General features: G+C 63.0%; 17 protein-coding genes. 7 read left to right on the top strand and 10 right to left on the bottom strand.

All coding sequences use genetic code 11. The features are described 5' to 3' along the window. Nucleotides 1–94: 94 nt before the first annotated feature. The 4 genes from IVA82_RS00450 to IVA82_RS00435 form a co-directional block, all read right to left on the bottom strand. Complete coding sequence (locus tag IVA82_RS00450; RefSeq protein WP_148737314.1) at nt 95–550, bottom strand: phasin; 456 nt, start codon at nt 548–550, stop codon at nt 95–97. Nucleotides 551–747: 197 nt separating this feature from the next. Then, a complete protein-coding gene (locus tag IVA82_RS00445) occupies nt 748–1,341 on the bottom strand; it encodes a GNAT family N-acetyltransferase (RefSeq protein ID WP_247389399.1) in 594 nt (197 codons plus the stop codon). Then, nucleotides 1,338–2,420 (bottom strand): alpha/beta fold hydrolase, encoded by a 1,083-nt coding sequence (locus IVA82_RS00440; RefSeq protein WP_247389400.1) that lies wholly within the window; start codon nt 2,418–2,420, stop codon nt 1,338–1,340. Before IVA82_RS00440 ends, IVA82_RS00445 begins: the two co-directional genes overlap by 4 nt. Then, a complete protein-coding gene (locus IVA82_RS00435) occupies nt 2,417–2,797 on the bottom strand; it encodes a hypothetical protein (protein ID WP_247389401.1) in 381 nt (126 codons plus the stop codon). The genes IVA82_RS00440 and IVA82_RS00435 overlap by 4 nt, the downstream gene beginning before the upstream one ends. 161 nt (nt 2,798–2,958) lie before the next feature. Between IVA82_RS00435 and IVA82_RS00430 the strand changes: the two genes are divergently transcribed. Next, nucleotides 2,959–3,879, top strand: coding sequence for an alpha/beta hydrolase (locus IVA82_RS00430; protein WP_247389402.1), 921 nt, complete (start codon nt 2,959–2,961; stop codon nt 3,877–3,879). A 126-nt stretch (nt 3,880–4,005) separates the two neighbouring features. After that, nucleotides 4,006–4,470, top strand: coding sequence for a nuclear transport factor 2 family protein (locus tag IVA82_RS00425; RefSeq protein ID WP_247389403.1), 465 nt, complete (start codon nt 4,006–4,008; stop codon nt 4,468–4,470). A gap of 29 nt (nt 4,471–4,499) precedes the next feature. On the opposite strand, the gene IVA82_RS00420 is transcribed toward IVA82_RS00425, so the two are convergent. The 6 genes from IVA82_RS00420 to IVA82_RS00395 all read right to left on the bottom strand — a co-directional run bounded on the left by IVA82_RS00420 (nt 4,500) and on the right by IVA82_RS00395 (nt 12,232). Further along, nucleotides 4,500–5,174: a spermidine synthase gene (locus IVA82_RS00420; RefSeq protein WP_247389404.1), complete on the bottom strand. Its 675-nt coding sequence runs from the start codon at nt 5,172–5,174 to the stop codon at nt 4,500–4,502. Between the two features lie 30 nt (nt 5,175–5,204). Further along, entirely contained in the window at nt 5,205–8,441 is a 3,237-nt protein-coding gene (locus IVA82_RS00415) for a cytochrome P450 (RefSeq protein WP_247389405.1), read from the bottom strand. Between the two features lie 129 nt (nt 8,442–8,570). Then, nucleotides 8,571–9,566, bottom strand: coding sequence for an alpha/beta hydrolase (locus IVA82_RS00410; RefSeq protein ID WP_247389406.1), 996 nt, complete (start codon nt 9,564–9,566; stop codon nt 8,571–8,573). Between the two features lie 10 nt (nt 9,567–9,576). After that, entirely contained in the window at nt 9,577–11,127 is a 1,551-nt protein-coding gene (locus IVA82_RS00405) for a wax ester/triacylglycerol synthase family O-acyltransferase (protein WP_247389407.1), read from the bottom strand. A gap of 47 nt (nt 11,128–11,174) precedes the next feature. Next, nucleotides 11,175–11,975 (bottom strand): alpha/beta hydrolase, encoded by an 801-nt coding sequence (locus IVA82_RS00400; protein WP_247389408.1) that lies wholly within the window; start codon nt 11,973–11,975, stop codon nt 11,175–11,177. Then, nucleotides 11,975–12,232 (bottom strand): DUF6489 family protein, encoded by a 258-nt coding sequence (locus tag IVA82_RS00395; protein WP_148737336.1) that lies wholly within the window; start codon nt 12,230–12,232, stop codon nt 11,975–11,977. Before IVA82_RS00395 ends, IVA82_RS00400 begins: the two co-directional genes overlap by 1 nt. Nucleotides 12,233–12,535: 303 nt before the next feature. On the opposite strand from IVA82_RS00395, the gene IVA82_RS00390 reads away from it, so the two are divergent. The 5 genes from IVA82_RS00390 (at nt 12,536) to IVA82_RS00370 (ending at nt 18,183) form a co-directional block, all read left to right on the top strand. Beyond that, a complete protein-coding gene (locus IVA82_RS00390) occupies nt 12,536–14,131 on the top strand; it encodes an ABC transporter substrate-binding protein (protein ID WP_247389409.1) in 1,596 nt (531 codons plus the stop codon). Nucleotides 14,132–14,235: 104 nt separating this feature from the next. Further along, a complete protein-coding gene (locus IVA82_RS00385) occupies nt 14,236–15,216 on the top strand; it encodes an ABC transporter permease (RefSeq protein ID WP_247493121.1) in 981 nt (326 codons plus the stop codon). 9 nt (nt 15,217–15,225) lie between these two features. Next, nucleotides 15,226–16,197 carry an ABC transporter permease gene (locus IVA82_RS00380; protein ID WP_247389411.1) on the top strand — a complete coding sequence of 324 codons (972 nt, stop codon included), beginning with the start codon at nt 15,226–15,228 and terminating at the stop codon, nt 16,195–16,197. Between the two features lie 13 nt (nt 16,198–16,210). Beyond that, on the top strand, nt 16,211–17,197 hold the full coding sequence (locus IVA82_RS00375) for an ABC transporter ATP-binding protein (protein WP_247389412.1): 987 nt from the start codon (nt 16,211–16,213) through the stop codon (nt 17,195–17,197). Then, complete coding sequence (locus IVA82_RS00370) at nt 17,194–18,183, top strand: oligopeptide/dipeptide ABC transporter ATP-binding protein (protein ID WP_247389413.1); 990 nt, start codon at nt 17,194–17,196, stop codon at nt 18,181–18,183. Before IVA82_RS00375 ends, IVA82_RS00370 begins: the two co-directional genes overlap by 4 nt. Nucleotides 18,184–18,207: the final 24 nt, after the last annotated feature.

Below are 18,207 nucleotides of genomic sequence, written 5' to 3'. Positions count from 1 at the left end.
CTTCCACCTCCAAGCTGTCGAACATGCTCGGCACACCAAAAACAAGGCCCGCCGAAGCGGGCCTTAAAATTCAGTTCTCACCTCAGACGCGCAATCAGGCCGTCTTGGTGTAGGCCTTGGCGAAATTGTCCTGAGCGGACTTCGCACCGTTGGCGGCGAGCTTGCCGAGATAGTCAGTGGTCGCCTTGGCGCGCGAGACGAACGCTTCGCCACGTGCACGGAGCATGTCCGACTGGATCTGGACGGCTTCGTTGATCGACTTGGCCGACGCGAGCTTGTCGATGCCTGCGAAGAACGCCTCGGCGTCCTCATAGATCGCCTGCTGGATGTTGCGGCTGATCTTGCCGGCCTCGGTGACGGATTCGGTCACGGCATTCTCGATGACCGCGGTCACGCGCTCGGAGCCGGCGAAAACCTCGGCAGCACGATCCTTGGCGGTGTTGGCCGACTTCTTGACGAACTCGCGGGCAGCCTCAGGAACGTCCAGGTTCTGGATGTTCTTGAACGCGTCCTTGAAGCCCTCGAAAGCGGTGTTGGTTTCGGTGGTCATTGGGTCTCTCCATCCTCATTGATTTGAGCTATGGGCTCACCCCGTCCGATTTGGCCCGGGGCACGGCTTATATGGCATAGTTAATTGTGCAGTGCAATATCAGTATTGCGGTGCGATATCACGAAAACGTGATCAGCCTTAGAAACTGGCACTGTGCTGCCTTCCTGGTCGCTCGGTTCCAATTGAAGGCGATGGGCTCAGTGTTGGACGGCGCCTGGCAGCCCGTAGGCCTCCATCTGGGCCTGGACCTGCGCGATGTTGTGACCGAGAACGACGATGTCGTGAGTCTTGCCGTCGACGTCCCGGACATGGTCCCGCAGCAGCGCCTCGGCCTTGAAGCCGAGGCTTTCGAACAGGGTGATCGCCGCCTGCTGATCCACCGTCATCTGGACCGAGAGCTTCTCGAGACCGGCGCCGAGCGCGAGCGCAAAGGTCTCCTGCGACAGCGCCTTCCCGACCCCCTTCCCGCGGACGTCGGGCGAAACCAACATGCGGATCTCGCCGACATGAGGCGACCAGGAGTGGGGATCGCGCACCAGCGTGCCGCAGCCGACGACCTTGCCGTCCGTTAGCGCGAGCAGGCTCGTGATAGCGCCGCGCTCGATCTCCTTGACCCAGGCCGAGAGCACTTTCGGCTCGCTGATATTGCGCGGCAGGAACAGCAGGTCGTGGGTCGGCAGGCCCTTGCCGAAGGTGAGCACCGCGGCCTCGTCCGCCGGCGACATCAGGCGAATCTCGATATCGCCCGCCTCGGTCTTGATGCGACGCGGATAGGAACGCTGCTCGTTCATGTCGATCTCTTTCCCAACCACGAGTCCAGTTTCGGCCACAGTCGCTTGACCGCGTTGGCGCCTGCCACGAGGGAGACGTGACCGCCTTTCAGCATCACCTCTTCCTTGTCCTCGGATCCGATCTTGGCGATCAGATGCTTTGCGGAGTCATAGGGCACGATGTGATCGTGCTCGGCGACCGCGTGCAGGAACGGCACCTTGATGTTCTCAAGTTTCGCCGCACGGCCGCCGACCGACATGGTGTCGTTGAACAGCTTGTTGTCCCACATCAGATCCTTGGTGATGGTGCGGAAGTACTCGCCGGCCAACGGCAGCGTGTCGGTCGCCCAGCGATCGAACATGCGGTAGGATTTGACGAACTCGTCGTTCCAGATGTTTTCCCAGAGCTGAATCTGGCTCACCGTGCGCGATGCCGGCCGCAGCATCTCGAACGACGACAGGATCATCTCCGGCGGCACGTTGCCGACGCTGTCGACGAGACGGTCGACGTCGAAATAGCGGCGGTCGGAAAAGTTCGAAAACAGCTTCATCTCGCGAAAATCGATCGGCGTAGTAAAGCAGATCAAATTCTTCATCGGCCCATCCGGAAAGATCGAGCCGTAGAGCAGCGATAGCACGCCGCCGAAGCAATAGCCGATGACCGAAACGTCCTGCTCGCCGGAATCCTGCTGCACACGGCGTACGCAATCCGGGATGAAGTCGAGGACATAGTCCTCCATCCGCAGACTCTTCTCCTCCGGACGCGGCGCGTTCCAGTCGAGCATGTAGACATCGTAGCCGCGATTGAGCAGGAACTCGATGAAGCTCTGGCCAGGCACGAGATCGAGGATGTAGCCGCGGTTTGTCGTCGCCATCACGATCAGCACCGGCACGCGGTAGATCTCGTCGGACATCGGCCGGTAGTGATAGAGGCTCATCGTACCGCGCGAGTGCAGCACGTCTTTCGGCGTCGACCCGAGCGTCGGGCCCGAGGTCGAGAAATATTCGACACCCTTGATGCTGCGCTGGATTGCGCGCTGCACCTCTGACTGGATGCGTTCCGGAACAGATGCGAAATCAAGTCCCGTCGGCGCGTTCATTTTTGCTCTCCGCCTTCGGACGGCGGACGTCTTGTGCGCGGCGGCCGCGGCGCGGCTCCAATCTGCTTTTCGCCCGGAGTGGCCGATATCTGGCGCAGCATAGACTTGATCTCGCCAATCTGGCCTTCTATGGCTTGCAACCGTTCAGCGATGCCGGTCATCTGCTCTCGGCTGGGCAGGTTCAGCGAGAGCAGATACTTCTCCATGATGTCGCTGAACTGTTTCTGAGCGCCCGCAGCAACGCCGCCGGCACGGTTCACGGCCTGGGAGAATTCGGGTGTCTCCATCGCCTTGGTGGCAAACGAGTTGAAGCCTTTCTCCATCTCGCCAATCATCTTCTGCCACAAGGCAACCGGATCGGTGATCTTGTCGGTCATCGGCGTCCTCCGGATGTCGAGGGTCTTTTGCCCTTCTTTTGCTGCCATACCACACGGTTGTGACGGGCCGGTCAACGGGTAAGCGACGGCCTCGTCGCCCGGCTTCTTTGCCGCGGCAAACCGTGCGATACAGCACTCTTCTCGTTGCAAGAGGAACGCCCGTGAACGCCTCCGCCCATCAGCCGCCCCAGATCGTTCGCGCCAACGGCATCGACATCTGTTATGAGATTTTCGGCAACGACAATGCCGAGCCGCTGCTGCTGATCATGGGGTTAGGCGCCCAGATGATCCACTGGGACGACCCCTTCTGCGAACAGCTCGCCGCACGCGGCTTTCGCGTGATCCGTTTCGACAATCGCGACATCGGCAAATCGAGCCATCTGGCCGGCGGCAAGCGCCTCACGCCGCTCGAACTCCTGAAATTGCGCTTTCTCAGGATACCGGTTGCCGCAACCTACAAGCTGATCGACATGGCCAAGGATACGGTCGGCCTGATGGACGCGCTCGGCATCAAGTCCGCGCATCTGGTCGGCGCCTCCATGGGCGGCATGATCGCGCAGGAGGTGACGTTGTCGCTTCCAGCGCGCGTGCGCTCCCTGACCTCGATCATGTCGACCACCGGCAATCCACGCGTGCCGCCGCCAACGCGCGAGGCCGCCGCAATGCTGATGGCGCCGCCGCCGCGCAGCAAAGAGGAATTCATCGTCCGCTACGGCCAGACCTGGAAGATCTTGCGGGCCGGCTTCTTTCCCGAGGAAGAGGCGCTCGATCCCGGCCGCGCCGAGCGCGTGTTCGCGCGCGGGCTCAATCCGGCCGGCGTCGGCCGGCAGCTCCGCGCCGTGCTTGCCTCCGGCAGCCGCAAGGAACGCCTGCACGACGTCAGGGCACCGACGCTGGTTATACACGGCACCGTCGATCCCCTGGTGCGGCCCGAGGGCGGCAAGGACACGGCGGCATCGATCCCCGGCGCAAAACTGTTGATGATCGAGGGCATGGGCCACGCGTTGCCGATGCGATTCTGGCCACAAATCATCGATGCCATCGACAGCCACGCGCATGGCGCGGCGGCGAAGGCGGAGTAGCGCGACAACCGGTCTCCTCGCGGTGACCATGTGAGCTCCCGGATACCATCTTACGGCCAGCCTGCGCCAACGTTATACCAGCGCTCTGCATAACAGGAGAAGGGGCTACCGCCTCTCGGAGTCATCATGAATCTCGTCTTCCGATCAGCCGCAATGATCGCCGCTTCGGTTCTTTTTGCGCTCTCCGCTCACGTCAGCGCAAGTGCCGGCGACGCGCAGGAGGAGGCCAATCGCAAGGCCGTGCTTGCATTCTACGAGAAGGGCCTCAATCAGAAGGATGCTGACTCCGCGCTCGCCTATGTCGGTGACCGCTATGTCCAGCACAATCCAAATGCCGCCGACGGTCCCGAGGGATTTCGCAAATTCATCGGCTTCCTGCGTGAAAAGTTTCCGAACTCGCACAGCGAGATCAAGCGATCCTTCGTCGACGGTGACTACGTCATTCTCCACGTTCACGCGGTTCGCGAACCCGGCACAAGGGGCAACGCCATCGTCGACATCTTCAAGCTGGAGAACGGCAAGATCGTCGAGCACTGGGACGTCGTCCAGCCCATTCCCGAAACTCCCGCGAATAACAATACGATGTTCTGACGGATAGAACGTGAGGCTCGAAAAACGGGCTAATTCTTCGTCGCGATCCAGATCACATGGCGCGATCCACCGCCTCTGCCGGTTGCGCGGATATTGACTTCGTTGACGTCGAACCCTGCGCCGCCGAGGCGCTTGGCGAATGCCGGGTTGGGCCCCGATGACCAGACCGCCAGCACGCCCCCCGGCCGCAGCGCCGTCCTCGCCGCTTTCAACCCGGTGGAACTATAGAGTGCATCATTGCCCTTCCGGGTCAGCCCCTCCGGTCCGTTGTCGACATCAAGGAGAATGGCGTCGAACGCCGACCGATGCTCCCGGATGATTTTGGCGACATCGGTTTCACGGATGATTGCTCGCGGGTCCTCGAGGCTATCGCCGAAGACTTGTTCCATTGGACCTCGCGCCCACGCGACCACCGCCGGAACGAGCTCGGACACCACGATCCTCGCCTGGCTCCCGAGCACGGCAAGTGCCGCACGCAAGGTAAAGCCCATGCCGAGACCGCCGATGAGCACATGTGGCTTTGCGACCGTCTCGATCTTCTTCGCCGCGAGCGTCGCGAGGGCGGCCTCCGAGCCTGACAGACGGCTGTTCATCAGTTCGTTGGTGCCGAGCATGATGGAAAACTCCTTTCCACGACGCATCAGGCGCAGCTCGCCGTCCGAACCGGGAATCCGGGCGGTATCGATTTTTTCCCAGGGAATCATGCGCGATGTTTAGCACGATCGGGCCGGCGGTCACCCTCCTGCCCAGACATCCAGCACATACCGGTTCTTCGCACCCAGCTTCTCGATCCAGCGCGCGGCTGCTGCCGCATCCCCGCCGCTCTTCTCGCGGTAGATCGCAGCCAGCGCCGCCTTGACGTCGGGCTCCATCTTGCCGCCATCGCCGCAGACATAGATGATGGCGCCCTGCTCGATCAGGAGCCAGACCTTGTCCTTCTGCGCGGCAAGCAAGTGCTGCACGTAGGTCTTCGGCCCACCCGCGCGCGAGAACGCCGTGAAGAGTTCGGTGATGCCGCTGGCCGCCAGCCCCTTCAGTTCATCCGCATAGAGATAGTCCTGGTCAGGATGACGGCAGCCGAAGAACAGCATCGCCTGGCCGAGGGTGGCGCCCTTCGCCTTGCGCGCGGCGCGGTCCTGAAGGAACCCGCGGAACGGCGCCAATCCCGTCCCCGGACCGATCATGATGATCGGCACCGATGAATCGTCCGGCAGGCGGAAGCCGGCCTTGGTTTCCCGCACCGCCGCGTAGACCGTGTCGCCCGCGCGGCGCTCGCTCAGATAGTTCGAACAGATGCCCTTGTAGAGGCCGCGCCCGGACGTCGCCGGGCCGCCGACCACGCCAACAGTGATGCTGCAACGGGCAGGATCGACCGATGGCGAGGACGAGATCGAATAATAGCGCGGCGCAAGCAGCGAGAGCATTTCGAGATAGGCGTGGAACGGCAGCTCGCAGGCCGGATATTCAGTGAGAAGATCGAACACCGATTTGCGCTTGGCCAGGATCTCGGCGCGATAGCGCTCGCTAGCCTCGGCCTCGTCGCCGACGACGCCGAGCAGCTTCGGCCTGGTTACCGGGCAGCGCGTATGCTCCGCCATGATCTGGATCTGCTTTCGCGTCGCGACCTGCTGAAGCTCGACGAAATCGGTCAGCAGCTGGCCGACCGAGACGCTGTCCCCGACCGGCAGCTGCGCGCGGCGTCCCTGGGCGACCCGCAGCCTGATCTGGTCTGCCGGGAGGAAGCCGAAGCGACGCGCAACGACGTCGACCAGTGCCGGATCGTTGCGCGGCACCACGCTGAGATGGTCGCCGACGCGGTAGCTCACGCCCGGCGGCAACTGCACCTCGATGTGCCGCGTCGAGCGCTCGGACGGATTGGGGCCGCTCTTGTTCTGGAGCTCGTCGTTGACGAGCGCCTTCATCGCGACGGCGCCGCCAAGGGCCGCAATCGCGTTGACCGCGCCTGGCGCGACCGGCTCGATCCTGTAGAGCGGTTCGTCGTCGGCGCTCCGGCTGAAGTCCGCGGTGAGACCCCATTCTTTCATGGCCGCAGGCGCGGCGGCGGCGAACCATTTTTCGAACTGGCCGTCGAGATCGCTCCTGGTATCGCCCTCGCCGCGCGCATAGAGACTGCGCGCGCCTCGAGCTGCAAGCTGCTCGTCGATAAACCGAGGCACCGACTGATAGGTCGCGGCCCAATCGCTGTTACCGCAGCCGAACACGGCGTAACGCGCCTTCGATAGTGCATCCTTCGATGCATCGCCGTGCAGCCATTTCACGAATTGCGAGGCGTTGTCCGGCGGCGCGCCGTTATATGAGGCGCAGAAGATCAGCACGCCGCCCTCCTCCGGCAGCTTGCCGGCATAGTCGTCGAGCGGAGCAAGCTTGCTGGCAAAGCCGTTGACCTCAGCGAGATCGGCGACGCGGGTTGCCAGCTCTTCCGCCGTGCCGAGATTGGAACCGTACAGCACCAGCAGCGGCGTATTGTGCCCGGGCCGCGCCGTCGCGCGGGGCGCGCTTGTGCCCGCACTCGTCGCCGGCACCGCGGGCCCGCCATAGGCGCCGCGCTCGCGATCGGTGCGCGGACGAACCTTGATCTTGAAGCCTTCCGGCTTCATCGTCAGCGTCTCCTTTAGATGCATCTGATAGCGCTGATGGTCGACCACCCTGAAGCGCTGAAGGATCATGCCAAGCGCGAGCGCGGCCTCGTGCATGGCAAAGCCACGGCCGATGCAGGCACGCTGGCCGTTGCCGAACGGCTTCCACGCGTTGACCGGACGCTTGGCCTCCGCCTCGCGGCTGAAATTCTCGGGGTCGAAGGCATCCGGGTTCGGGCCCCAGACGCTGGGGTCGCGATGCAGTGCCGTCACCAGGATCGTCGTGAAGGTGCCCTTCCTGAGCTTGTACTTGCCGCCGCCGATGGTCTCATCCTTGAGCGGCGAGACGCCATAGGCAGGCGCTGGCGGCCACAGCCGCAGCGCTTCTTTGAGAATCTGCGTGATGTAGGTGAGCTGCGTCACCTGCTGATAGGTCGGCCTGGCGTCGACGTCGGGGCCGAAGACGCGGTCAACCTCGTCATAGGCCTTCTTCAGAATCTCCGGATGCTTCAACAGCGCATAGAGCGTGCAGGACAACAGGCCGCTGGTGGTCTCATGGCCCGCGATCAGGAATGTGTTGATCTGGTAGCGGATGTTGACGTCGTCGAGCTGCTCGCCGGTGGCGCGGTCGACGCCGGTCATCATTGCCGCGAGCATGTCCTTCTTGTCGTCGATCGCCTCTGCGCCCTTGCGCCGTTCGGCAATGATATCGTCGACCATTGCGTTCATGAAGGCGACGTCTTCGGCCATGGTCTTGCGGCGCTTCTGCATCCAGATCTGTTCGAACGGCAAACCGCGGGTCATCATGATAGTTTCGAGCGAGCGCACCAGCGACTCGACAAAGGGATGGTAGTCGCGCCGGTAGAATGAGTTGAAACGGTAGTCGAAGCCGCACAGGCCGATCGTGTCCAGCGTCAGCGCGGTCATGTCGTGGACGACGTCGATCTCGTCGTCGGCATTGAGCCGTTCCCATTTCTTGACGAGCTGCTCGGCGATATCGACCATGCTCGGGTGATAGGACTGCATGGCGCGGTTGCCGAACGGTTGGAGCAGGATGTTGTGCGCCTTGGTCCAGTTCGGCTCGTTGGTATCGGCAGTGAACAGGCCGTCGCCGCCGACCGCGCGTACGCGCCGCAGCGCGCCGCGCACCGCCTTGTCGAAACGCTTCTCGTCGGAGAGTTCGTCGACGAGATCGTGACCGGAGACGACGACGATCGGCGAGCCCATCATGTCGAGCCAGAAGATCGGGCCCAGCTCCTTGGCAAGCCGGGTCAGATGCTGCACCGGCGCGGCCGAATCCAGCGACAGCATGTTGCCGACCACCGGCTTGGTCGGCGGCTGCGGAATCGGGTCCAGTCGGTTCTTGGCTGACATTGAAATGTAGTCCCCCTGCACCAATGTCGTGATTGCGAGCGAAGTGAAGCAATCCAGAAATATTCCGCGGAGGCAGTCTGGATTGCTTCGTCGCTTCGCTCCTCGCAATAACGAGTTCGCAATGACGAGCTAACCGAACCGCCTTCTACGCCATTCGATCAGCTTGGCGCTGACCTCTTCCGGCTTCTCCTGCTGCGTCCAATGACCGCTGTCACGGACCAGGTACTTTTCGAGATCGGGTATCAGCTTGTCCATGCCGTCGGCGGAAGACGGCGGCAGCACCGCGTCGTTCTCGGCCATGATCATCAGCGACGGCACGCGCACCGTGTGATCGAGCCCTTCGGAGCGCATCCAGTTGCGCGACATGTTGCGGTACCAGTTGATGCCACCGGTAAAGCCGGTCCTGGTAAAGTTGTCGACAAACACCTGCTTCTCTTCCGGCGACAGGATCGGTGTACGCGGATCATGCTTGGCATCATACCCGGCAATCATCTGCGGAAACGCCAGATTGACCCGCGGCGAAGCGCCGACGCCGGCAACCACCTCCTCGGCCGGTGCGTCGGGCGGACGCGGCGCCGGCTTGCGCATGAACGCATCGAATGTCTGCTCGACGCGGCTGCCAAAGATCCTGTCGGGTTCGCGCGCCGGATCCTGGAACTGCACGATGTACATCTTGTCGCCGAAGCGGGCGCGCAGCAGCTCGATCGGATCGGCCCAGGCACGGTTGGTATGAGGCGTGTTGATGCCGACAACCCCGGCAACCCGTTCGATGTGCCGCAGCGGCATCTGCCAGACGACGAAGCCGCCCCAGTCGTGACCGACGAAGACCGCCTTGTCGATCTGGAGATGATCGAGCAGCCCGACGAGGTCTCCGGTCAGATGTTCGATGTCGTAGTCGTCGACCGGCTCGGGCCGGTCGGTCGCCCCGTAGCCGCGCTGGTCCGGCGCGATCACCCGGATCCCGGCCTCGCTCAGCGCCTTGATCTGGTAACGCCAGGAGAAGGCGAGCTCCGGCCAGCCGTGGCACAGGATCATTGGCGGCTTGTCGGTGATCGGGCCTGTCTCGTAATAGCCCATGCGGATTCCGTTCGTCGGTACGAACTTGAGCGGTGGCATTTCAATCATCACAACATCCCTACTCCGCAGCACTCTTGATGTCGGCCGCGGGGGGCGCATAGGCCGCCTCCAGCGCGGCAAACTCGTCCGGCAACATGTCGCACATCACCTGCACGTGCGGAATGATGTTGGCGCCGACGATAAAGCCGAAATCGAGCTGGTCGCGATAGCTCTGCACGGTGATGTTGAGCGCCTGCCCGTGCGTCGAGATCGACACCGGGAAGATGTGCAGCAGCTCGGCGCCGGCGGCGTAGAGCGTCTGCCGCGGCCCCGGCACGTTGGAGACGGTGATGTTGGCGGCCGGCGGCAACACGTCTGACAAGTTCGACCGGCTGTAGAGCAAGGCCAGGATCTGCACCATCATCGGCGCGCCCAGCATCGAGATGTTGGAGACCTGCGGCATCAGCGCGCGTAGCGGATGCGACATCTCCTTGGACTTGGTCGACTGCGCGATGATCGCTTCCAGCCGCGCCTTGGGATCGTCGATGTTGGTCGCGATCGAGCAGATCATGCCGAACACCTGGTTGTTGGCCTCGGTGTTGCCCTCCTCGCGCAGCGAGATCGGCACGGCCGCGGTCAGCGATTTTGCGGGAAGAGTGCTGTACTCCCTGAGGTAGCGCCGGACCACGCCGGAGGCGAGCGCCAGCACCACGTCATTCAGCTTGCCGCCGGCTTGCTTGGCGAGCGCCTTGGCCCGCGACAAAGGGATCGAGACGCCGGCGAAACTGCGTTCGGACGAGATCGTCTTGTTCAGCATGGTCGGCGGCGACACCATGCTGGCGAGGCTCTCGCGCGACCTCGGATCGGCGATCTTGCCGAGCACGTCGGAGACGCTCTTGACCATGGTCGGGATGTTGCCGGCAAAGCGCACCGTGCTCTCGATCTGGTACATCGCATTGTCGAACAGGATCGAGCCGATGTCGCTCTTGCCGGTGCGCGGCAGCTGCAAATTCTTCGCAGCGGCCGAGGCATCGAGCGGCAGACTGAACAGCTGCTGATACGAATCGAGCAGGTTCGCGGCGATGTCGCGCGGCTCCTGTCCAGGCTTGGTGCAGCCGATCGGCGGATCGACCTGCCGCGGGATCGGCGAGATGTCGTAGATCATGTTGGTCAGTGCCGCGCCGGCGCCGCCGTCGATAGCGGCATGGTGCATCTTGGAATAGAGCCCAACCTCGTTGTCCTTCATGCCCTCGAACACATAGAACTCCCAGAGCGGACGGGCGCGGTTCAGGAGCTTGGCATGCATCCAGCCGACGATGCGCTCGAGCGTGGCGCGGTCGCGTGGCGCGGGCAGGCTGGCGCGAAAGATGTGGCGGTCGATGTCGAACTGATCGTCCTCGACCCAGGAGGGATGGTCGATGTCGAGCGGTGCCTTCTCCAGCCGCGCTTTCAGGATCGGCGCGACGTGCAGGCGCGAGACGATCATCGCCTTGAAGTCTTCGAAGAAGTCGCCCTTGTAGTCGTCTGGCAGGCGGAAGATCGCCATGCTGCCGACATGCATCGGCATTTCCGGCGTTTCCAGATAGAGAAACGACGCATCCAGCGACGATAGCTTCTTACCGTCAGCCATGGTTCCCTCCCGAGAGTCTTGACGGGCGCCTTGGGCGGCGCTTCTCGTCAGGCCGATACTGCCCGTTCCGGCGGGGCATATGCAATGGCAAACGGCCCGGCCCGGTCAAATGGCCAGAACTCCCCTTCCGGTTGCGCCAGACGATCGGCGACGACCCACAACGCCGCGGGGTTCACCCCGAGCCCGATATGGCTCGCCAGGTGCACCTCGATGTTCTCGGCACGCTCGGACGGACGCAGCAGGCAGGTCCGCCAGTTCACGACGCCATCGGCGCGCGAGTAAATCGAGCTCGTCGGCACTGGCAGGTCGCCGGCGATCGCTTCGCGCAGCTCCGCAAAATCCTCGACCCGTTCGCCGGACAGCGCCTCGTAGAGCCGCGTCGCATTGGTCGCCCGCACGTCGTTGGCAAAGGGGCTGCCGAGCGTGACGACGTAGCGAACCATCCCGGGCGCCTGAAGTGCCAGATCGCGGGCGTAGACGCCGCCGAGACTCCATCCGACCAGGCTGACCTTCCGTCCGCTTGCAGCATGGATCTCGGAAAGGCGGGTGCATAGCGCCTCCCGCATCCGCCCCAGGCCCCCCAGATTGCGTCCCATCCGCCAGGCGTGCGCATCGTAGCCGAGTTCGCTCAGATAGCGCCGCATCGGCGCCATCGAGAGGTCGCTGGCAAGAAAACCAGGCAGCGCCAGCACTGGATGTCCGTCGCCCCTCGGCGCCCGCATCAGGACAGGCGACAGCAGGAGGCTGGCGTTGAACTCGAACAGGCCGCGGGCTTCAGCAAGCAGGAGACCAAGGCCCGGCGGACGAAGCCGATCCGATGCCTGTGGCCCGTCCTTTGCACCCGACATTATTTTTTCTTGTCGCCGCTGCGCGTGCCCCCGAGGCCGGCCATCGTAACGAACATGTCCTGAAACCGCTCGGCAATCTTCGGATCGAAGGTGAACCAGCTCTGAATCAGCGATTCCGGTGAGACCTTGTCGATGTTGCTCAAGACCTGCTGCTGCAGCTTGTCCATCACCGCCGTCTGCATCGGCGAAACGTCCGGCAATCCAAAGAATTGCCGGGCTTCAAGGGGGGTGCAGTCGATTTCGATGTTAACTTTCATGTCCCCTCCAGATGAGATTCGAGCGGCGTGCCGGAGTATCGCCGCGAGTTGCGGTGCGACGCAAGCGACCTGATGCCGGCCTGGCACGTCCGGCCCCGCAATCGGCCGGTATGGTCAATCAAAAGTCGAATGTCGCGACCCTCGTGCTGGGCAGTATCGGTCAGTATTGCTGCAGAGCGGTGCAAGTTGGCGCGTTCCTTGCTGGAATGGCGCTTGCACGGTGCAAAAACTCTGGGCAACATGGTTCATCAGCCGGCCGAACAAACAAAAATCGCGGCACGGTTAGAGTGGAGAGGGTCAAGAATGTCGGTACGTCAGGGTCTGTTTGCGATGACGCTCGCCTCGGTGCTTGCGTTGGTAATTTCACCAGCCTCGAGCCAGACGCTGCGCTACGCCAACCAGGGCGACCTGAAGTCGCTTGATCCCTATTCGCTCAACGAGAGCACCACCCATGCCCATCTTGGCCACGTCTATCAAGGCCTCACCGCGCGCGACAAGGATCTCAAGATCATTCCGGCGCTGGCAGAAAGCTGGGAAACTCCGGAGCCGACCCGCTGGCGCTTCCATTTGCGCAAGGGCGTGAAGTTCCACAACGGCGACCCCTTCACCGCTGATGACGTCGTATTCTCCGCCGACCGCGTCCGCAACAAGAACTCCAACATGCAGACTCGCCTCGCGCCGAACGTCAAAGTGGTCAAGGTCGACGACTACACCGTCGATTTCGTCCTGCCCTCGCCCAATCCCATCCTGCATTCGGCATGGGACGTCTGGTACATCATGGACAAGAAGTGGGCGGAGGAGAACAAGGCCGTCGAGCCGACGCCGGTGTCCGCGACCTCGCCGAGCTACGCCTCGCTGCACGAGAATGGTACCGGTCCTTTCATTATCGAGAGCCATCAGCCCGGCGTGAAGACCGTGTTCAAGGCCAATCCCAATTACTGGGGCAAGATGGAAGGTAACCTGAAGGAGATCATCTTCACCCCGATCGCGTCCGATGCTACCCGCGTCGCCGCGCTGCTCTCGGGCGAAGTCGACGTCATCGAGCCGGTGCCGATCCAGGATATCTCCCGCGTCGATTCGAGTTCGAACGCCCAAGTGCTGAAGGCGCCGGAGCTACGCACCATCTTCATCGGTTTCGACCAGACTCGCGACGAGTTGCTCTATTCCAATATCAAGGGCAAGAACCCGTTCAAGGACGTCCGCGTCCGCGAAGCCTTCTACAAGGCGATCGATATCGAGCTGATCAAGACGCGCGTGATGCGCGGACTGTCGACGCCGTCGGCGCTGATGATCGCCCCCGAACTGTTCGCACTCTCCAAGGACTTCACGCGCCCCAAATTGGATCCTGACGGGGCCAAGAAACTTCTGACGGAAGCCGGCTATCCCGACGGCTTCGAGGTCACCATGGATTGTCCGAACGATCGTTACGTCAATGACGCCGCGATCTGCCAGGCCGTGGTCGGCATGCTCGCCCGCATCGGCGTCAAGATCAATCTGCTGGCGCAGCCCAAGGCGCAGTACTTCGCCAAGGTGCTAAAGCAAGGTGGCTATCAGACCTCGTTCTACATGCTGGGCTGGACGCCGAGCACGATGGATTCCCACAACGTAATGTATGACATCATGGGCTGCCGCAACGACCCGAAATCTTCGCGCGGCGAAGCCAATCTGGGCGGCTACTGCAACAAGGAGTTCGACGCCATCACAGACAAGGTGCTGGTCGAAACCGACACTGCCAAGCGCAACCAGCTGATCAAGCAGGCGTACGAAATCAGCATCAAGGACTGGGCCTACATCCCGCTCCACCAGCAGGCGCTGGCCTGGGGCGTATCGAAAAAGGTCAACCTGCCGCAGCGCGCCGACAATCTGGTCATGTTCCACTGGGCGACCAAGCAGGAATAGCGTCAGTTGAACACGAGGTCCCGGCGGCGTCAGGCTTCCGGGGCCTTTCCTTTTTCGGCTGACAAGGACGTCGGCCAGTCGCACACTCAAGGAAAGTGGAGGGAATGCTCGCTTTCACTCTTCGCCGCGCCGTTCAGGCCATCGGCGTCATGTTCGCGGTCGGCATCATCGCGTTTTCGATGTTCCGCTTCGCCGGCGACCCCGTCAACCAGATCGTCTCGATCGACACGTCGGCAGCCGAGCGTGAAGCCGTGCGCAAAGCGCTCGGCCTCGACGATCCCGTGCCGGTGCAGTTCGTGCGCTATTTCGCCGACGCCGCGCAGTTCAAGTTCGGCGTCTCCTATCAGTTTCGGCAGCCGGTCTCGACGCTCTTGATGGAGCGCATGCCCGCGACGCTGGAACTCGCGATCTGCGCGACCGTGCTCGCAATGGTGCTCGGCATTCTGATGGGTGTCTATTCGGCGCTCAAGCGCGACACCCTGCTGGCCAAATTATTCCAGGCGGTTTCGCTGATCGGCATTTCGCTGCCGACGTTCCTGATCGGTATCCTCCTGATCTATCTCTTCGCCGTAACATTGGGCTGGTTGCCCTCGTTCGGTCGCGGGGAGGTGATCAAGCTCGGATGGTGGACCACGGGCCTGCTCACGCTGTCGGGACTGAAGGCGTTGATCATGCCCTCGATCACGCTCGGCCTGTTCCAGATGACCCTGATCATGCGGCTGGTGCGCGCGGAGATGCTGGAAGTGCTGCGTACCGACTATATCCGCTTTGCCCGCGCCCGGGGATTGACCACCCGTGCCATCCATTTCGGCCACGCGCTGAAGAACACGCTCATTCCCGTGATCACGGTGGCCGGACTGCAGTTTGGCTCGGTTATTGCATTTTCGATCATTACCGAAACCGTGTTCCAGTGGCCGGGCATGGGACTTCTGTTCGTCCAGGCCGTGCAAAACGTCGATATCCCGATCATGGCCGCCTACCTGTTGATGGTATCGCTGATCTTCGTCACCATTAATCTGGTGGTCGACATCCTTTACACCGTGGTCGATCCGCGCTTGCGCTCGACCTTGGGCCGCGCCGTATAGGCCACCTGTATGTCCGACGCAGTCGCCTCCAATTCCGACAAGCACGGCGCGCCGCCGACGCATGCTGCTCGCAGCTGGCTGAGCCGCGCGCTCGATAGCGACGTCTTCTATTCGTTCCGGCGCTCCAAGCTGACCATGGTGGCGGCGGCCATTGCCGTGGCGTTTTTCCTGCTTGCGATCTTTGCATCCGTGCTTGCGGTGCAGAACCCCTTCGATCCGGCGCAACTCCAGTTGATGAACTCGCGAATCTCTCCGCTGTGGACCGCCGACGGCCAGAGTCCGTTCCTGCTCGGCACCGATGAGCAGGGCCGCGACGTCTTCTCCGCCATCCTTTACGGCATGCGTATCTCGCTCGCCGTCGGCGTGGCCGGCGTGATCTTCGCCGGTGCGCTCGGCATCGCGCTCGGTCTGATCGCGGGTTATTTCGGCGGCGCCGTCGACGGCGTGATCATGCGAATCGCCGACGTGCAGCTCACCTTCCCCGCCATCCTGATCGCGCTGCTGGTCAATGGCATCGCGAAATCGATTCTCGGCAATCGGCTGGATGCCGCCAGCATGCTGGTGGTGCTGGTGATCTCGATCGGCCTGAGTTTCTGGGTGGGGTATGCCCGGACGGTGCGCGGGTCCGTCATGGTCGAGAAGAACAAGGACTATGTCGCCGCCGCGCAGCTGATTGGACTGCCCGCACCGAAAATCATGTTGCGGCACGTGTTGCCGAACACGATGGGCCCGGTCCTGGTCATCGCCACCATCAATCTCGCGCTCGCGATCATCACCGAGGCGACGCTGTCCTTCCTCGGCGTCGGCCTGCCCGACACCATGCCGTCGCTCGGCACGCTGATCCGCATCGGCAACAATTATCTGTTTGCGGGCGAATGGTGGATTGTCGCCTTCCCGGGGCTTGCGCTCGCTGCGCTGATCCTGTCCATCAACCTGCTCGGTGACTGGCTGCGCGACGCGCTAAATCCGAAGCTCCGATGACCAAGCCTCGCTCATGACCGAACCCGTTCTCTCCGTCCGCAATCTTCAGGTGGAGTTCGCCTCCCGCCGTGGCACGTTGCGCGCGATCGATGGCGTCTCCTTCGACATCGCCAAGGGCGAGGTGCTGGGCGTGGTCGGCGAATCCGGCGCCGGCAAATCCGTGACCGGCCTGTCCGTGATCGGACTGATCGATCCGCCCGGCCGCATCGCGGGCGGCGAGATCCGCCTGTCGGGCCTGCGCATCGACGATCTGCCGCCGGAGGAGATGCGCCGCGTCCGCGGAAAACGCATCGGCATGATCTTCCAGGATCCCCTCACCTCGCTCAATCCGCTCTACCGGGTCGGCGAGCAGATCATCGAGACGATCAGGACCCATTTGAACCTGTCTGAGACGGCCGCACGCCGCCGCGCCATCGACCTGCTGGCCGAGGTCGGCATACCCGCACCGGAAAAACGCATCGACGGCTATCCGCACGAATTCTCCGGCGGCATGCGCCAGCGCGTGGTGATTGCGCTGGCGATCTGTGCCGAGCCGGAACTGATCATCGCGGACGAGCCGACCACCGCCCTCGACGTCTCCGTACAGGCGCAGATCATCTCGCTGATCAAGCGGCTCGGGCGCGACCACGGTACCGCCGTGATGCTGGTGACCCACGACATGGGCGTGATCGCCGAGACCTCGGACCGTGTCGCCGTGATGTATGCCGGCCGCGTCGCCGAGATCGGTCCGGTGCAGGATGTCGTGAAGAATCCGCTGCATCCTTATGCCAAAGGTCTGATGGGCGCGATCCCGACGCTCGCGGGCGACGACAAGCGCCTGGTGCAGATTCCCGGCTCGATGCCGCGGCTGTCGGCGATCCCGCGCGGCTGCTCGTTCAATCCGCGTTGCGCATTTGCGTTCGATCGCTGCCGTGTCGAGCGACCGGAGCCGCTGCCGCGCGGCGCGCAGGCCGTCGCCTGCCATCTTTACGATAGCGTGCCGGCGGAGAGCGCGGCATGAGCGCTCCGTTCGTCGAAGCCAAAAATCTGCGCCGCGTGTTCGACGTCTCGAAACCCTGGCTCAACCGCGTGCTCGAAGGCGGCCACCTCGAATACCTCAAGGCGGTCGACGGCGTCACCTTCGACATCAGGAAGGGCGAGACCTTTGCGCTGGTGGGCGAGTCCGGCTCGGGTAAGACCACGGCGGCGCGGATGGTCGTCGGCCTGCTGCCGCCGAGCTCCGGCAGCGTCTTGATCGACGGGATCTCAATGACCGACCCGCGGCAGGCGCCGGCACGCCGAAAGCTGCGCCGCCGCATCCAGATGATCTTTCAGGATCCATATGCGAGCCTGAACCCGCGCTTCCGGGTCGACGCCATCATCTCCGAGCCGATCCGCGCCTTCGACCTCGTTCAAGGCGAGCGTGACATCCAGGTGCGCGTCGGCGAGCTGCTCAGCCTCGTCGGCCTGCATCCGGACGACCGGCTGAAATATCCGCACGAGTTTTCGGGTGGCCAACGTCAGCGTATCGCGATCGCGCGCGCGCTTGCCTCCGAGGCGGAGTTCATCGTCTGCGACGAGCCGACCTCGGCGCTCGACGTCTCCGTTCAGGCGCAGATCCTGAACCTGATGCGCGACCTCCAGGACAAGTTCGGCCTGACCTACATGTTCATCAGCCACAACCTCGCAGTCGTCCGTCACATGGCGAGCCGCGTCGGCGTGATGTATCTCGGCCGCATCGTCGAGATCGCCGATGGCAAGGAATTGTTCGCCCGTCCGCGCATGCCGTACACCAAAATGCTGCTAGGGGCCGTGCCCGATCTTGCGATGAGCGGTCGCCAGCGTATTCCGGTCAAGGGCGAGATCCCGAACCCGATCAATCCGCCCCCCGGCTGCGCCTTCAATCCGCGTTGCCCGCTGGCATTCGATCTCTGCCGTAAGGAAGCCCCGGAACTGATCGACGGCGTCGCCTGCCATGCGGTCAACGCTGCGCCGGTACCGGCGTGACGCGCGCGTGCCATGCGGCCTGCG

This window comes from Bradyrhizobium sp. 142, assembly GCF_023074015.1.
GTDB lineage: Bacteria > Pseudomonadota > Alphaproteobacteria > Rhizobiales > Xanthobacteraceae > Bradyrhizobium.
This window is presented reverse-complemented; position numbering and strand designations above follow the sequence as displayed.

Excerpts from the sequence above, each read along its gene's own strand:
- IVA82_RS00415 (WP_247389405.1), bottom strand. The coding sequence starts at position 8,441 with ATGTCAGCCAAGAACCGACTGGACCCGATTCCGCAGCCGCCGACCAAG.
- IVA82_RS00400 (WP_247389408.1), bottom strand. The coding sequence starts at position 11,975 with ATGTCGGGTGCAAAGGACGGGCCACAGGCATCGGATCGGCTTCGTCCG.
- IVA82_RS00410 (WP_247389406.1), bottom strand. The coding sequence starts at position 9,566 with ATGATTGAAATGCCACCGCTCAAGTTCGTACCGACGAACGGAATCCGC.
- IVA82_RS00370 (WP_247389413.1), top strand. The coding sequence starts at position 17,194 with ATGAGCGCTCCGTTCGTCGAAGCCAAAAATCTGCGCCGCGTGTTCGAC.
- IVA82_RS00435 (WP_247389401.1), bottom strand. The coding sequence starts at position 2,797 with ATGACCGACAAGATCACCGATCCGGTTGCCTTGTGGCAGAAGATGATT.
- IVA82_RS00445 (WP_247389399.1), bottom strand. The coding sequence starts at position 1,341 with ATGAACGAGCAGCGTTCCTATCCGCGTCGCATCAAGACCGAGGCGGGC.
- IVA82_RS00420 (WP_247389404.1), bottom strand. The coding sequence starts at position 5,174 with ATGATTCCCTGGGAAAAAATCGATACCGCCCGGATTCCCGGTTCGGAC.
- IVA82_RS00450 (WP_148737314.1), bottom strand. The coding sequence starts at position 550 with ATGACCACCGAAACCAACACCGCTTTCGAGGGCTTCAAGGACGCGTTC.
- IVA82_RS00405 (WP_247389407.1), bottom strand. The coding sequence starts at position 11,127 with ATGGCTGACGGTAAGAAGCTATCGTCGCTGGATGCGTCGTTTCTCTAT.
- IVA82_RS00390 (WP_247389409.1), top strand. The coding sequence starts at position 12,536 with ATGTCGGTACGTCAGGGTCTGTTTGCGATGACGCTCGCCTCGGTGCTT.
- IVA82_RS00425 (WP_247389403.1), top strand. The coding sequence starts at position 4,006 with ATGAATCTCGTCTTCCGATCAGCCGCAATGATCGCCGCTTCGGTTCTT.
- IVA82_RS00375 (WP_247389412.1), top strand. The coding sequence starts at position 16,211 with ATGACCGAACCCGTTCTCTCCGTCCGCAATCTTCAGGTGGAGTTCGCC.
- IVA82_RS00440 (WP_247389400.1), bottom strand. The coding sequence starts at position 2,420 with ATGAACGCGCCGACGGGACTTGATTTCGCATCTGTTCCGGAACGCATC.
- IVA82_RS00395 (WP_148737336.1), bottom strand. The coding sequence starts at position 12,232 with ATGAAAGTTAACATCGAAATCGACTGCACCCCCCTTGAAGCCCGGCAA.
- IVA82_RS00385 (WP_247493121.1), top strand. The coding sequence starts at position 14,236 with ATGCTCGCTTTCACTCTTCGCCGCGCCGTTCAGGCCATCGGCGTCATG.
- IVA82_RS00380 (WP_247389411.1), top strand. The coding sequence starts at position 15,226 with ATGTCCGACGCAGTCGCCTCCAATTCCGACAAGCACGGCGCGCCGCCG.